Origin of the sequence: Curtobacterium sp. HSID17257, from assembly GCF_003989515.1 — a bacterium.
Taxonomy (GTDB): Bacteria; Actinomycetota; Actinomycetes; order Actinomycetales; family Microbacteriaceae; genus Curtobacterium.
Genome location: NZ_RBLU01000037.1, coordinates 15817 through 30265 on the forward strand (window position 1 = coordinate 15817; position 14449 = coordinate 30265).

Annotated in this window: 12 protein-coding genes and 1 pseudogene; 8 read left to right on the forward strand and 5 right to left on the reverse strand. The window is 71.6% G+C overall.

Annotated features, from left to right (window positions below; translation table 11 throughout):
• Positions 1 to 75 precede the first annotated feature (75 nt).
• Complete coding sequence (locus tag D8M35_RS08065) at positions 76 to 888, forward strand: carbon-nitrogen hydrolase family protein (protein ID WP_126891388.1); 813 nt, start codon at positions 76 to 78, stop codon at positions 886 to 888.
• A gap of 646 nt (positions 889 to 1534) precedes the next feature.
• Here the strand turns inward: D8M35_RS08065 and D8M35_RS08070 are convergent.
• Positions 1535 to 2737: an aminotransferase class I/II-fold pyridoxal phosphate-dependent enzyme gene (locus D8M35_RS08070; RefSeq protein ID WP_126891389.1), complete on the reverse strand. Its 1203-nt coding sequence runs from the start codon at positions 2735 to 2737 to the stop codon at positions 1535 to 1537.
• Between the two features lie 223 nt (positions 2738 to 2960).
• On the opposite strand from D8M35_RS08070, the gene D8M35_RS08075 reads away from it, so the two are divergent.
• The 5 genes from D8M35_RS08075 (at position 2961) to D8M35_RS08095 (ending at position 9446) form a co-directional block, all read left to right on the forward strand.
• On the forward strand, positions 2961 to 5042 hold the full coding sequence (locus D8M35_RS08075) for a S1C family serine protease (protein ID WP_126891390.1): 2082 nt from the start codon (positions 2961 to 2963) through the stop codon (positions 5040 to 5042).
• Between the two features lie 208 nt (positions 5043 to 5250).
• The gene (locus tag D8M35_RS08080) at positions 5251 to 6294 is read left to right on the forward strand and encodes a glycosyltransferase family 2 protein (RefSeq protein WP_126891391.1); all 1044 of its coding nucleotides are present in this window, start codon (positions 5251 to 5253) and stop codon (positions 6292 to 6294) included.
• Between the two features lie 9 nt (positions 6295 to 6303).
• Complete coding sequence (locus D8M35_RS08085; protein WP_126891392.1) at positions 6304 to 7122, forward strand: CDP-alcohol phosphatidyltransferase family protein; 819 nt, start codon at positions 6304 to 6306, stop codon at positions 7120 to 7122.
• Positions 7119 to 8072 (forward strand): glycosyltransferase family 2 protein, encoded by a 954-nt coding sequence (locus tag D8M35_RS08090; protein ID WP_126891393.1) that lies wholly within the window; start codon positions 7119 to 7121, stop codon positions 8070 to 8072. Before D8M35_RS08085 ends, D8M35_RS08090 begins: the two co-directional genes overlap by 4 nt.
• Positions 8073 to 8213: 141 nt before the next feature.
• The gene (locus D8M35_RS08095) at positions 8214 to 9446 is read left to right on the forward strand and encodes a CDP-glycerol glycerophosphotransferase family protein (RefSeq protein WP_126891394.1); all 1233 of its coding nucleotides are present in this window, start codon (positions 8214 to 8216) and stop codon (positions 9444 to 9446) included.
• Positions 9447 to 9460: 14 nt separating this feature from the next.
• On the opposite strand, the gene D8M35_RS08100 is transcribed toward D8M35_RS08095, so the two are convergent.
• The 4 genes from D8M35_RS08100 to D8M35_RS08115 all read right to left on the reverse strand — a co-directional run bounded on the left by D8M35_RS08100 (position 9461) and on the right by D8M35_RS08115 (position 12213).
• The gene (locus tag D8M35_RS08100) at positions 9461 to 9772 is read right to left on the reverse strand and encodes a hypothetical protein (protein ID WP_126891395.1); all 312 of its coding nucleotides are present in this window, start codon (positions 9770 to 9772) and stop codon (positions 9461 to 9463) included.
• A gap of 106 nt (positions 9773 to 9878) precedes the next feature.
• Complete coding sequence (locus tag D8M35_RS08105; RefSeq protein WP_126891396.1) at positions 9879 to 10649, reverse strand: ABC transporter ATP-binding protein; 771 nt, start codon at positions 10647 to 10649, stop codon at positions 9879 to 9881.
• Positions 10649 to 11473, reverse strand: coding sequence for an ABC transporter permease (locus D8M35_RS08110; protein ID WP_126891397.1), 825 nt, complete (start codon positions 11471 to 11473; stop codon positions 10649 to 10651). Before D8M35_RS08110 ends, D8M35_RS08105 begins: the two co-directional genes overlap by 1 nt.
• Positions 11474 to 11517: 44 nt before the next feature.
• Positions 11518 to 12213 (reverse strand): NTP transferase domain-containing protein, encoded by a 696-nt coding sequence (locus D8M35_RS08115; protein ID WP_058728890.1) that lies wholly within the window; start codon positions 12211 to 12213, stop codon positions 11518 to 11520.
• A gap of 333 nt (positions 12214 to 12546) precedes the next feature.
• Between D8M35_RS08115 and D8M35_RS08120 the strand changes: the two genes are divergently transcribed.
• Positions 12547 to 13791: an ABC transporter ATP-binding protein gene (locus D8M35_RS08120; RefSeq protein ID WP_238638148.1), complete on the forward strand. Its 1245-nt coding sequence runs from the start codon at positions 12547 to 12549 to the stop codon at positions 13789 to 13791.
• Positions 13767 to 14449, forward strand: a pseudogene (locus D8M35_RS08125) (ABC transporter permease); the annotation flags it as partial. The gene D8M35_RS08120 and the pseudogene D8M35_RS08125, both read left to right, overlap by 25 nt.

The window sequence follows — 14449 nt, forward strand, 5'->3', positions numbered from 1 at the left end:
TCACAAGAAGGCCCCGGTCCGATCGGACCGGGGCCTTCGTCGTGTTCGGGAAACGCACGCGGCTACGCTCGCCCCATGGCTACCCTGACCGTCGCTGCCGCGCAGTTCGCTCCCACCGACGACTCCGTCGCGAACCTCCGGACCGTCCGGACCGCCGCCGAGGAGGCCGCGGAGCGCGGCGCCGACCTGCTCGTGACGCCCGAGTACACCTCGTACTTCAGCGCCGAGCTCGACGAGCGCTTCGTCGCCGCAGCCGAGCCGCTCGACGGGCCCTTCGTCAGCGGACTGCAGGAGATCGCGCGACAGCACTCGCTCGCGCTGGTGGTCGGCATCGCCGAGACCGCAGACACGAGCGGGCGGTTCCGGAACACTCTCGTCGCCGTGCTGCCGGACGGGTCGATCGCCGCGACGTACCGGAAGGTGCACCTGTACGACGCGTTCGGCTCGAAGGAGTCCGACCGCATCGAGTCCGGCGACGCCGACCAGCTGCCCGTCTTCGAGCTCGGCGGCCTCCGTGTCGGGCTCGAGACCTGCTACGACCTGCGCTTCCCCGAGGTCACCAGACGACTGGCAGCACCGGAGGTCGGCGCAGCGGACGTGGTGGTCCTGCCGGCCGAGTGGGTGCGCGGGCCCGGGAAGGAACACCACTGGCGCACGCTGCTGACCGCCCGTGCGATCGAGAACACGGTCTGGGTCGTCGGCGTCGGTCAGACCGGGCCGACCGGCATCGGCGACTCCGTGGTGATCGACCCGTCGGGGGTCGCGGTCGCCGCTGCCGGAGCGAGGGTGGGGGCCATCGTCGCGACGATCGACACCGCCGTCACCGAGGAGGTCCGAGCGGTCAACCCGTCGCTCGCACTCCGTCGCTTCGACGTGCACCCGCGTTGAGGCGCCTCGCGCGTTCGAACGGCGCCTGTTCCTCGCTCGTCGGCGCCGGCGTCGGCGTCGGCGTCGACGTCCCCGTCGACGTCCCTCGGGCGCTCGTCCGTCTCCACGAGCGGGCGGAACCGGACCGCCGTGTGCGGGACGCATCGCCGGTTCCGCCCGCCCGCTCGCGGCAGCGGCTGCGGCCGGTTGCTCGGCGACGACCAGCCCGGGCTCCGGCGTGGGCTGCGCGAGGGTCGACGCGTGCACGTGTCGAGCGGGCGGAAGCGGCGGCGCTCAGCTCCTAAGCGTTCCGGGAAGGCCCGCTCGGCGTGACGGCGGTGAGCGACAGCGAGGCTCGGGCTCGGGCTCAGGCCTCAGGCCTCAGGCCTCAGGCCTCGGGTCACGCCGAGCGGGCGGAAGCGGCGGCGCTCAGCTCCGAAGCGTGCAGGGAAGGCCCGCTGGCGGCAGCGGCTGCGGCCGGTTGCTCGGCGACGACCAGCCCGGGCTCCGGCGTGGGCTGCGCGAAGCTCGATGCGTGCACGTGTCGAGCGGGCGGAAGCGGCGGGGCTCAGCTCGGCAGCGTGCAGGGAAGGCCCGCTCGGCGCGACGGCGAGGCTGGGCAGCGCGCGCCGAAGAGTGGGCAGGTGTGCGTGGGCAGGGACCGGGGTCAGCGCGGCGGGGCGAGCGCGGCGAGTCGCGTGGCGGCCTCGGACAGCACGTCACGCCGCTTGCAGAAGGCGAACCGCACGAGCGACCGGTAGCCCGCGGCCCGCTCCGGCCGGACGAACGCCGAGACCGGGACACCCACCACGCCGGCGAGCTCCGGCAGGCGGAGGCAGAACTCGCGGGCGTCGTCGTACCCCAGCGGTGCGGTGTCCGCGAGGACGAAGTAGCCGCCGTCCGGTTGCATGACCTCGAAGCCGGCGGAACGGAGTCCGGCCGCGAGCAGGTCGTGCTTCTCGGAGAGCTCGCTCGCGATGCCGTGGAAGACCGCGTCCGGCAGACGGAGTCCGACCGCGACCGCGGGCTGGAACGGAGCACCGTTCACGAACGTCAGGTACTGCTTGACCGAGACGACGGCCTCGACGAGCGCGGGAGCGGCCGTGAGCCAGCCGACCTTCCAGCCGGTGGTGCTGAAGGTCTTGCCAGCGCTCGAGATCGTGATCGTCCGGTCTGCCGCGCCGGGCAGGGTCGCGACGGGGACGTGCGGGGTGCCGAAGGTGAGGTGCTCGTAGACCTCGTCCGTGACGACGAGGGCGTCGTGGCGCTCTGCGAGCTCGAGCACCGTTGCCAGGACCTCGCGGGGGAGCACCCGCCCGGTGGGGTTGTGCGGGGTGTTCACGAGCACGATCCGCGTGCGGTCGGAGAACGCGGCGCGCAGGGTGTCCTCGTCCGGCAGGAAGTCCGGAGCAGTCAGGGGCACCGTCACGTGCGTGCCCCCGGCGAGGCGGATCAGCGCCCCGTAGGCGTCGTAGAAGGGCTCGAAGGTGATCACCTCGTCGCCGGGTTCGACGAACGCGAGCAGCGTGGCGGCGAGGGCCTCGGTCGCGCCTGCCGTGACGAGGACCTCGCGATCCGCGTCGACTCGCAGGCCGTACCAGTGCGCCTGGTGCTCGGCGATCGCCTCGCGGAGCTCCGGCGCCCCGCGTCCGGGCGGGTACTGGTTGACCCCTCGGCGGATCGCGTCGACTGCGGCGTCGAGCACCTCGGCCGGGCCGTCCTGGTCGGGGAAGCCCTGGCCGAGGTTGATCGCCCCGGTGGCAGCGGCGAGTGCACTCATCTCGGCGAACACGGTCGGTGCGGGCACGCCGTCGGGGCCGAGCAGCATCGCCCCTTCCGCGGCTCGGAGCCAGGGTCCGGTGCGGTGCATGGTGGGTCCCTCCGGTGCGCCGGGCGCGGATCGACGCCCTGGAGCACTCCAACCTAGTAGGACGGATCAGTGGCCTCGCCCCGGCACGTCGTGTCTCGTCGCGAGACCGGGAGGACGCCCACAGCCCACGCATAAGATCGCCATAGGTCGCTTGCAGCCCCAGCAGGAGCACCGCTCAGGTGGACGCGGAAGACTGCAGGAGCTTGAAAGGAGCACGTCCAGCATGACCGACACCACGCCACACGGCCAGGGCGATGACAACCGCCCCGAGGACACCGACCACCGGGCCGCTGCCGAGGACGCCACGCGCGACACCTCCGGCGAGGGCGCGTCGACGCAGGACGTCTCCGGACTCCCCGCCGACCGCCACGCGGACCACGACCACACCGACGTGTTCGACCACGCCCGTGCTGGTGAGACCGACGTCATCCCGACGGGGGGCGACAACGCGACGGACCGCTACACCGCGCCGTACCCGACCGTCGAGCGCGACGGCAGCGGGGCCGCGCAGCAGTCCAGCCCCTACGGCTCCGACAACGCGCACCACGACCAGACCGCGACAGGCGCGTACGGCCAGGGTCAGTACGGCCAGGACCAGTACGGCCGGGACCAGGGCCAGTACGGACAGACCCAGTTCGGCCAGGACCGGGGCCAGTACGGGCAGACCCAGTACGGCCAGAGCCAGGGCCCGTACGGGCAGACCCAGTACGGCCAGAGCCAGACCCAGTACGACCAGGGTCAGCACGGCCAGGACCAGGGCCCGTACGGGCAGACCCAGTACGGCCAGAGCCAGAGCCAGAGCCAGAGCCAGAGCCAGAGCCAGAGCCAGAGCCAGTACGGCCAGGCCCCCTACGGTCAGGCGCAGTACGGCACCGATCAGGACCGCTCCGGCCAGGGGCAGTACGACCGCCCGCGCTACGGCGAGTACGCGCAGGGCACGTCGCAGTACGGTTCGCAGTACGGCACCCCCCAGAGCGCCTCGTACCCCGGCTCCGCCCAGGCGCCCTCGTCCGCCAGCGCCTTCGGCGACGTCGACGGCTCGAACCAGCGCAACGGCCACTACTTCGGCGGCGCTGCCGCGGGTGCACCGACCGGGACCGCCACGAGCACGAACGGGAAGAACGGCCGCAACAAGCTGGTCCTGCCGATCGTCGCCGGGCTGGTGCTCGCCGGCCTGGTCGGCGGTGGTGCAGGCTGGGCCGCGGGAGCCTCCCAGTCGGGCACGACCGTCATCGGCTCGGGCTCGTCGCAGAGCGGCGGCAACCTCACGGTCAACGACTACAACAACGCCACCGTCGTCACCGCCGTCGCTGCCCAGGCCACGCCCTCGGTCGTGACCATCAACGTGTCGTCGGGCTCCGCGGGCGGCACCGGCTCCGGCGTCTTCTTCACGAAGGACGGCTACATCGTCACGAACACCCACGTGGTGACCCTCGACGGCGACAGCGCGAACGGCACCATCACGGTGACGACGTCCGACGGCAGGATCTACCCGGCGAAGCTCGTCGGCACGGACCCGACGGTGGACCTCGCGGTGATCAAGATCGACGCGACCGGCACCAAGCCGATCTCGTTCGCGAACTCGTCCGACCTCAACGTCGGTGACACCGCGGTCGCGATCGGTGCGCCGCTCGGGCTGTCGAACACCGTCACCGACGGCATCGTCTCGACGCTCAACCGCAGCATCCAGGTCGCCTCGAGCGCCCCCAGCCAGGGCGGCGACTCGAACGAGGGCGGCAACAGCGACAGCCCCTTCGAGTTCCCGGGCAACGGTGGGTCCTCCACCAAGACGACGGTCTCGCTGCCGGTCATCCAGACCGACGCGTCGATCAACCCCGGCAACTCGGGCGGCGCCCTGCTCGACTCGAAGGGCAAGCTGATCGGCATCAACGTCGCCATCGCGAGTGCGGGCAGCTCGCAGTCGTCGGATGCGCAGTCCGGCAGCATCGGTGTCGGCTTCGCCATCCCGTCGAACCTGGTCGAGCGTGTCGCGAACGAGATCCGTGAGAACGGCTCCGCGACGCACGGCCTGCTCGGCGCCACGGTCGGCGACGCGTCCGAGGACGCGAAGGCCACCCAGATGGGCGCGCTGATCAAGTCGGTGTCGTCCGGCGGAGCGGCGGCTGACGCCGGTCTGCAGAAGGGCGACGTCGTCACGAAGATCGGCTCGGCATCGGTGGCGGACGCCACCGACCTGACCGCGCAGGTCCGCTTCTTCGCCGGCGGTGCGAAGACGACGATCACGTACGTCCGCGACGGTCAGACACGCGAAGCCGACGTCACGCTCGGGACCTACAAGAGCTGACGCGACGAGCGACGGACGGGAGGCGCGGTGCCGGCTGGCACCGCGCCTCCCGTCCGTCGTCCGGTGGTCGCCCGCCGACCACCGGTGTTGCGCGGTCCGCTCGGGACGCAGGTGGGCGCTCCTGCCGCTTGATAGGCTCATGGCTGCTCTCCGGGGCGGTGCCGGCTCTCGGTGCGCTCCGCGCGTCAGCCACGACCCCGAGGACCGCATGCAGACAGACGGACAGCCCCTGCCGGGGGTCTCGTACGTGATGCCGGTGCTCAACGAGGTCACCGAGGTCCGTGCCGCGGTCGGGAGCCTGCTGGAGCAGGACTACGAGGGTCCGTTCGAGGTGATCCTCGCGCTCGGACCGTCGATCGACGGGACGAACGAACTCGTGGCCGAGATGAGCGCTGCCGATCCTCGTGTCCGGGCCATCGAGAACCCTGTCGGGTCCACACCTGCCGGGCTGAACGTCGCGATCCGCGCGTCGGTGCACCCGATCGTCATCCGGGTGGACGCCCACTCGGTGCTGCCCGCCGACTACACGCGGATCGCCGTGCGGGTGCTGCTCGAGTCGGGGGCGGACAACGTCGGTGGCATCATGCGCGCCGAGGGTCGCACGCCGTTCGAGCGTGCCGTCGCGCACGCGTACGGCAGCCGCGTCGGCCTCGGCGGGACCCCGCACCACGTCGGCGGCAAGGCCGGACCGGCCGAGACCGCGTACCTCGGGGTGTTCCGACGCGACCGGCTCTTCGAGGTCGGGCTCTTCGACGAGGGCATCAAGCGCGGCCAGGACTGGGAGCTCAACCGCCGGCTGCGGCAGACCGGTGGCACGGTGTGGTTCACCCCGGAACTCGTCGTCACCTACCGCCCGCGGCCGAGCCTGCGACGCCTCGTCCGGCAGTTCGTCGCGACCGGACTGTGGCGCGGCGAACTCGCTCGCCGGTTCCCTGCGAACAACGGCCTGCGGTACTTCGTCCCGCCGGCCATGGTCGCCGCGATGGCGCTCGGGATCGTCGCGGGCATCGTCGGCATCGTCGGCGCCGCGCTCGGGTCGCCGGTGGCCTGGGCGGCGCTCGGCTTCGTCGTCCCCGCGGTCTACCTGCTCTTCGTCGTGGTCGGCGCCGTCGCCGTGGCACGGCGCTCCGGGCCGGCCACCACGCTGTGGCTGATCGTCGTCCTGCCGTGCATCCACGTCGGCTGGGGCATCGGCTTCATCATCGGGTTCCTGACCAGGACCTCCGAGCTGACCACGCACACGGGACGGTGACCTGACCCCTTGACCCACGACACCTCCGGCCGCGGCGCGGCCCGACCGAGCTCCATCGCCGAACTCCGCGCGGTCGCCCAACCCGACGAGGTCCGCTCGCGCGCGAACGCCGAGCACTGGACCGCGTCGCTCTACCTGCGCGACGTCTCGCCGTACCTGACCTGGCTGCTGCTGAAGACCCGGGTGTCGGCGAACCAGGTGACCGGTCTGATGATCCTGGTCGGGTGGAGCGTCGCCGCGGCACTGCTGATCCCCGGCATCTGGGGTGCGTTGCTCGCCCTCGTGCTCGGTCAGCTGCAGATGCTCGTGGACTGCTGCGACGGCGAGGTGGCTCGGTGGCGGGGTACCAGGTCGCCGGCCGGGGTCTTCCTCGACAAGGTCGGGCACTACACGACCGAGGGGCTCATCCCGATCGCCCTCGGGGTCCGGGCCGCGACCTGGCCGATCCACGGCGCGGACTGGATGTGGACGACGATCGGGTGCGCGCTCGGCCTGGTGATCGTGCTCAACAAGGCGCTCAACGACATGGTCCACGTCGCTCGGGCGAACGCGGGCCTCGAGAAGCTCGTCGACCGTCGCGACGCCGGCACCGCGCCCTCCGGTCGACGGCTGGCGACGCTCCGCCGCGCGGCGCGTTTCCTGCCCTTCCACCGTCTGTACCACTCCGTCGAGCTCTCGATCCTGGCGTTCGTGTTCGCGCTGCTCGGGCTCGTGGTCGGTCATCCGCTGGCGGACCGGATCCTGGTCGGTGCGCTGTTGCCGCTCGCGGTCCTGGCGACCGCCGGTCACTTCGTCGCCATCATGGCGTCGAAGCGGGTCCGTGCATGACCGGGTCGACACCGGAACCGACGCTGGGCCAGCAGCCGGCCGTGACACCGGGCACTGCGAGACGGAACGCGCCGCCGCACCGGCAGCGCCCGCGCATCGCCGTGGTGAGCCTGTCCCAGGGCACCCGGCCGGACGATCTCCGTCAGGGGTTGGCGAGCGTGCTCGCGCAGCAGGACGTCGAGCTCGACGTCGTCTGCGTCGGCAACGGCTGGGAGCCGGCCGGCCTGCCCGACGGTGTCCGTGCGCTCGCCCTACCGGAGAACGTCGGGATCCCGGCCGGCCGCAACGCCGGTGCGGAGGTGGTCGACGGCGACCACGTGTTCTTCCTCGACGACGACGCGTCGATCCCGTCGCCGACCTTCCTGCGCGACGCCGTGGCGCTGCTCGACCGCGACCCCTCGGTCGGGCTCGTGCAACCGCGGGTGGTCGACCCGACGGGGTCCGTTAACCCCCGACGCTGGGTGCCGCGGATCCGCAAGGGTTCGGCGACGGACTCGTCGCCGGTGTTCTCGGTGTGGGAGGGCGCCGTGCTCCTGCCGATGGACGTCTACCGTGCCGTCGGCGGTTGGGGAGCGCCGTACTTCTACGCGCACGAGGGCATCGAGCTCGCGTGGCGCGTCTGGGATGCCGGTCGACGCGCGTGGTACGCCGGCGACCTGGTCGCGCACCACCCGGCGATCGACCCCGCCCGGCACGCCGAGTACATCCGCCTGAACGCGCGGAACCGCGTGTTCCTGGCCCGACGCAACCTGCCGCTGGCGCTGCGACCGCTGTACGTCGGGTCGTGGGCCGCGATCCAGGTCGCCCGCTGGTGGCGGCACCCGCTGCGACTGCGGACCTGGTTCGCCGGTCTCCGTGAGGGCTGGACGGCGGACTGCGGTCCGTCGCGGCCGATGGGATGGCTGACGATCGCCCGGATGACGCTCGCCGGCCGCCCGCCGGTCGTCTGAGCCCGCCACCACGTCCGACCAGGGGCTCCGGAGCCCCGTCGGTCTCGCAGCGCTCGGTGTCGCAGCAGTCGGGGTCGTCCCCTCCGCTGACCGCGCCGTCGAGCACCCCGCACAGCAACCGCCCGTAGCCTGAGGACCACCATGCCGATCACCAAGGACGTCCGGACCGCGATCCGCCTCGCCCGCCGCCTGCTGCGTTCGCGTCGGAACCGACGGGAACTCGACCGTCGTCTGCCCGGTGCTCCGCAGTTGCCGCCGCGGTCGATCGAGGTCGCGGTCTACTTCGCCGACGGCCCGGTGAACATGTACCAGATCCGCCAGTGGTACGCGCCGCTGGCGGAACTCGCCCGCGAGCACCCCGTCGCGATCATCTCGCGCAGCCCCGGGACGATGACGACGCTGCTCGACGAGTCGCCCGTCCCTGCGGTGTACGCACGGCAGGTGGTCGACCTCGAGCAGTTCGTCGAGGATCAGGCGCCGAAGATCGTCCTGTACGTCAACCAGAACGCCCGCAACTTCCAGATGATGCGGTACGGACGCATGTGGCACGTCTTCGTCAACCACGGCGAGAGCGACAAGATGTACATGACCACGAACCAGTTCAAGGCGTACGACTACGCCCTGATCGCGGGGGACGCCGCACGAGACCGCCTGCGTTCCGCGCTGTGGGACTACGACGTCGACCGGAGCACGATCGCGATCGGCCGTCCGCAGGCCGACCACTTCGCCGGCGCCGTGCCGTACCCGCACGACGACCGCACCGTCGTGCTGTACGCGCCCACGTGGGAGGGGGACCGCGCGGCCGCTGCCTACGGCTCGATCGTGTCGCACGGGGTGGAGCTCGCCGAGCGCCTGCTCGCCTCGGGTCGCCACCGGCTGGTGTACCGGCCGCACCCGCGCAGCGGTGTCGTCGACCCGGACTACCGGGCCGCCCACGAGCGCATCGTCGCGGCGATCGCCAGCGCGAACGCCGCCGATCCGTCCGCGCACCACGTGTACGACGACGGCCCGCAGCTCGGGTGGCAGCTGGCGGACGCCGACGTCGCCGTGACCGACATCAGCGCGATGATCTACGACCGGCTGGCCGTCGGCAAGCCCCTCATCGTGACGCGCCCGGCAGCACCCGACGCCGACGTGGACGAGCGCGGGTACCTCGGCGACGCGAACTGGCTGCTGGCCGAGGACGCCGCCGACGTGGTCGCGAGGGTGGACGCCGCGGCGAACGATGCCGAGGAGCTCGCGAAGCTCCGGCACTGGGTCGAGCGGTACTTCGGCGACACGACGCCGGGCGTCGCGACGCGTCGACTGCACGCGGCGGTGGACCGACTCGTGGCGCGCTGGCACGAGGTCGCCGAGGAGCGCGGCGAGGTCTGACCCGGCGGACGTCGTCACGACGCGAGCCCGACCAGGCGGTCGCCGACCAGGGACATCCGCCAGAGGTACTCCGACCGGTCGGGGCGACGCCACCGGACGACCACGATGCCGGTCTGCTCCGGATCCGCGCCGAACACCGCGATCGACAGGGACCGCCCCGGGTCGAGACGGTTCACCGCCAGCGGCGGACAGAAGCCGCTGCCGAGGTGGGTGAAGGAGATCGCGTGCAGTGGCTCGGGCCCGGTGTTCACCAGGTCGTAGCGACGTGGTGCTCCGGATCGGTCGACGGTGAACGGGACTGCGTAGGCCGTGGGTGGGTGGTGCATGCCGGTCACGGTAGGGGGAGGGGCCGACGTCGGGGCTCCGGGGGAGGCCTCCGGGGCGCCTGCCTGTGGAGGAGGGGAAGGCGGGCCCTCGGTGTGGAGGAGGGGCTCAGGCCCCGTGGTCCGCCGCGTACCGATCCAGCGCTGCCTCGATCGTGTCGTCGAGCTGCAGCCGACCCTTGTCGAGGTAGAGCCCGCGGTCGCAGAACCGGCGCAGGTCCTTATCGCTGTGCGAGACGAAGAAGAGCGTCCGACCGCCGGCGAGCAGCTCCTCGATGCGCTTGTAGCACTTCTCGCGGAAGCCCTTGTCGCCCACGGCCAACACCTCGTCGACCAGGATCACCGGTTCGTCCAACCGCGAGATCACGGCGAACGCGATGCGCACCTTCATGCCGCTCGACAGGTGCTTGTAGGGCGTGTCGACGAAGTCGCCGATCTCGGCGAAGTCGATGATCTCGTCGAACGCGTCGCGGATCTCCGCTCGCGACATCCCGTGCAGCCCGGCCGTCAGGTACACGTTGTCCCGGACCGTCAGGTCACCGACGAAGCCACCGGTGATCTCGATGAGCGGGGCGACCCCGGCGTTCACGCGGACGCGGCCCTCGTCCGGCAGCATGACCTGGGCGACGAGCTTGAGCAGCGTGGACTTGCCCTGTCCGTTGCGACCGACGACGCCGATCGCTTCGCCCGGCCGCACGTCGAAGGACACGTTCCGGAGCGCCCAGAACTCGTCCGCGCGCTTGCGCCGGTTGCTCCCGGCGAACAGGTCCTTGAAGCTCCGGCTCGCCCGGCGGTTGCGCTTGAACCGGATGCCCGCGTCGCGCACGGAGATGACGGGCGCCACGGTCGTGGACGGAGCAGTGGAGTCGGTGGCGGTCATCACAGCTCCTTCAGGACACGGTGCTCGCTCCGGCGGAACACGACCAGGCCGACGCCGAGCACGACAGCCGTGACGAGCACCGACACGCCGACCTCGACCCAGTCGAGCTGACCGGGGAAGAACGCGGAACGGTAGAGGCCGAAGATGCCGCTGAGCGGGTTCAGCGCGGCGATGTCGTGCAGCCGATCGGGGAGCGCCTGCGTCCCGTAGATGATCGGGGACGCGTAGAAGAGGAAGCGCAGCACGAGCTTCACGGCCCGTTCGAGGTCACGGAAGAAGACCACCAGCGGCGCGACGATGAGGCCGAGGCCGTAGACCAGCGCCCCCTGCAGCACGATGGCCAGGGGGTACAGCGCCAGTTCCCAGTGCAGGTGAGCGCCGGTGGCGATCGCGAAGATCGCGAGCACCGGCAGGCTGAGCAGGAACTCGATCCCCTTCGACGCGTTCACCCGGGCGACCCAGATGCTCCGCGGGATCGTCGTCGACCGGATCAGCTTCGCCTCCTTCGTGAAGGCGCGCGTGGAGTCCGACACCGCTCCGGTGAACCACATCCAGGGCAGCAACGCCGACAGGAGGAAGACGATGTACGGTTCCTCGCCCACCGAACCGCGGTGGAACACCTGGGTGAAGACGAACCAGTAGATCGCCGACATCACCAGGGGGTCGAGGATCGACCACAGGTACCCGAGGGCCGACGTCGAGTAGCGCACCCGGAGGTCGCGGACGGTGAGCAGCCAGAGTGCCTGGCGGTAGCGCCGACCGGCACTCCGCGTCGCCGCCGATGCGGTCGTCGCGGGTACGGTCGGCGCACTCGCTGTGGTCACGGTTTCCCTCCGGGCGGATCCGCCGAGGGGGTCCTGACGGTGGTTCAGGCGAACAGGTCGTTCGCGCGCTCGAGGTCCTCGGCGAAGTCGATCTCGACCGCGTAGAGGTCGGAGATGTCGATCGGTGACCAGCGTAGCCCGTCCTCGGCGATGGCAGCCTCGATGCCGCCCTCGAAGTACTCCTGGTCGTCGACGCGCCCGAGCTGGCGGATGAGCGCCTGCTTGTCACGCGAGGAGACGTAGTTGATGCCGACGGCCTCGCCGAGGCCGCCCACGACCCGCTTCGAGAGCTCCTTGATGCAGCCCTGGGCGTCGACGGTGTACTTGACCTCCTCGTCGGAGACCTTCTCGGTGTTGACGCTGACGAACGAGCGGTCCTGGTCCATCATGTCGGCGGCGCGGACGAGAGCGCGCGGGTCGAAGACGACGTCGCCGTTCATCCAGAGCACGCCGCTCTTGCCGGTGGCCTTCAGCGCGCGCAGCAGGCTCTTCGAGGTGTTGGTGGAGTCGTAGGACTCGTTGTAGACGAAGTTCGCCTCGGGGAACGCCTCGACGATGTACTCGGACTTGTAGCCGACGACGATCGTGACGCGGGCGCTCGAGCCGAACGCGGCGCGGATGTTGTCGAACTGCTGCTGCATGATGGTGCGGCCGTCGCTGAGTTCGGTCAGCGGCTTCGGCAGGCTGCGGCCGAGCCGGCTGCCCATCCCCGCTGCGAGGATGACGATCTGCGTGGTCATGCTGGTCCCTTCTGGTGTCCGCCCGCGCGCCGCGTGGGGCACGGGCGGGCCTCGTCGAGTGTGCTCGCACCAGGTCTGAGTTCGCCGTGAGCGTGCGCCTTCTGCACCTTCGTGCGGGGGACGAGCGGCCACGGGAGCCCGTCCGAGCAGGTTTCCATGTGGTGAACACTCCGTCGTGCCCTGGTGAATGATACGGAACGAGCGCGCTCCGGGGTACACCCGTGCGCGCTTCGTACTCAATTCGTGACCCTGTGACCGATCCGGTACCGGAGCCCGCACGGACGCGCCGACGGTCGGGGTCTGCGGCGTCCGACGCGTTGGTACGGTGGGGCGGTGGCTGCAGCTGATGACGACGACGTGTACGCGACGTCCGACGCCGCCTGGCTGGCCGAGGCGGACGAACCGCACGGTGACGCGGCCGACGACGACACGGGGGACGGGGATGCGCGCGACGACGCCTCCGATGATGACGAGATGACCGACGACGCGACCACGACGGCCGCGCCGACGTCCGCGACGACGGACCGCGCTCCGCGCCAGGTCAAGGGTCAGGGCAGGGGCCGGACGAAGGGGAAGGGTCGCGCCTCGCGCCCCTCCGGCCCGGGCACGTCCGCTGCGTCGACGACGCCGACGACCGACGGCCCCGGCGTCACCGACGGTGACACGACCACGGACGGCGGGGCGGCCACCGGGTCGGCTGTCGACGTGGACCCGACGTCGACCACTACGGCCCCGAAGACCACGACGAAGAAGAAGCGGGCTCCCGAGCGCCAGCCGACCGCCACCGCCGCCGCGACGCAGACTGCGCAGGCGCAGCAGCCCGTCGTGCTCCGCGCGAGCGGCCTCGTCAAGCGGTACGGCCAGACGCTCGCCGCCGACGAGGTCGACCTCGAGATCCGACAGGGTTCGATCTTCGGTGTCGTCGGCCCGAACGGTGCCGGCAAGACCACGACGCTGTCGATGGTCACCGGTCTCCTCCGTCCCGACGCGGGCACCGTCACCGTCCTCGACCACGACGTCTGGTCGGACCCGACGGCGGCGAAGCGTGCACTGGGCGTACTGCCCGACCGCCTCCGCCTGTTCGACCGGCTCACCGGCGCGCAGCTGCTGCACTACTCGGCGACCCTCCGCGGCCTCGACGGCGCGACGGCCCGGAAGCGCAGCGCCGACCTGGCCGAGGCGTTCGGCCTGGGCGAGGCGCTCGGACGCCAGGTCGCCGACTACTCCGTCGGCATGGCGAAGAAGATCGCGCTCGCCGCGACCCTGATCCACTCGCCGCGCGTGCTCGTGCTCGACGAACCGTTCGAGTCGGTCGACCCCGTGAGCGCGGCGACCATCACGGACATCCTGCGGCGCTACACCCGCGGTGGCGGGACCGTGGTGCTCTCCAGTCACTCCATGGAGCTCGTCCAGCGCACCTGCGACTCGGTCGCGATCATCGTCGGCGGCAAGGTCCTCGCCTCCGGCACGATGGCCCAGGTCCGCGGGCGCAAGAGCCTCGAGGACAAGTTCGTCGAACTCGCGGGCGGCCGCGTCGTGGCAGAGAGCATGGAATGGTTGCACAGCTTCTCCGACTGAGGGTCGACCTGCTCGCGGGCGAGGTCCGCGGCGGAGCCCGGCGGTCGGTCCTCGTCGTGCTCGGGTCCCTGCTCGGTCTGGTCGCCGCCGTCGTGGTCGCGGGGGAGCTCCTCGCGCTGCGGTCGGCACCCGTCGAGGTCGCTCGCTCCGTCGCCGTCCCCGTCGGCACGTTCGTGTCCCTCGCACTCACCCTGGTGCCGCTCGTCGTGGGCCGCACCGACCAGTTCGACCCGCGGCGGTTCGCCGTGTACGGCATCGACCGCCGCCGGCTCGCCGTCGGGCTCGGTGTCGCCGGGCTCGTCGGCGTCCCGGTGCTCGCCGTCGCGGTCGTCGCGGTCGGTCAGGTCGGCGCCTGGTCGCGGAGCGGGGGCACCGCGGTGCTCGCCGTCGTCGCCGCGCTGCTCGGCACGGTGACGTGTGCCCTGCTGCTCCGTGTCGGCAGTGCCGTGGGTGCGACCTTCGTCGGTCCGCACCGGTCGCGGGACGCCGGCTGGCTCGCCGCCCTGGTCATCGTCGTCCTCGGGTTGCCGGTGGCGTCGCTGCTGCTGCGCGGCGACTGGCTCGACCCCGCCAGTGCCGAGCTGCAGCGGGTCGCCGACGTCGCCGGGTGGACACCGTGGGGTGCCGCCTGGGCCGTGCCGGCCGACGTCGCGAGCGG

Excerpts from the sequence above, each read along its gene's own strand:
- D8M35_RS08105 (WP_126891396.1), bottom strand. The coding sequence starts at position 10,649 with ATGACCGCCACCGACTCCACTGCTCCGTCCACGACCGTGGCGCCCGTC.
- D8M35_RS08115 (WP_058728890.1), bottom strand. The coding sequence starts at position 12,213 with ATGACCACGCAGATCGTCATCCTCGCAGCGGGGATGGGCAGCCGGCTC.
- D8M35_RS08070 (WP_126891389.1), bottom strand. The coding sequence starts at position 2,737 with ATGCACCGCACCGGACCCTGGCTCCGAGCCGCGGAAGGGGCGATGCTG.
- D8M35_RS08065 (WP_126891388.1), top strand. The coding sequence starts at position 76 with ATGGCTACCCTGACCGTCGCTGCCGCGCAGTTCGCTCCCACCGACGAC.
- D8M35_RS08090 (WP_126891393.1), top strand. The coding sequence starts at position 7,119 with ATGACCGGGTCGACACCGGAACCGACGCTGGGCCAGCAGCCGGCCGTG.
- D8M35_RS08080 (WP_126891391.1), top strand. The coding sequence starts at position 5,251 with ATGCAGACAGACGGACAGCCCCTGCCGGGGGTCTCGTACGTGATGCCG.
- D8M35_RS08100 (WP_126891395.1), bottom strand. The coding sequence starts at position 9,772 with ATGCACCACCCACCCACGGCCTACGCAGTCCCGTTCACCGTCGACCGA.
- D8M35_RS08095 (WP_126891394.1), top strand. The coding sequence starts at position 8,214 with ATGCCGATCACCAAGGACGTCCGGACCGCGATCCGCCTCGCCCGCCGC.
- D8M35_RS08075 (WP_126891390.1), top strand. The coding sequence starts at position 2,961 with ATGACCGACACCACGCCACACGGCCAGGGCGATGACAACCGCCCCGAG.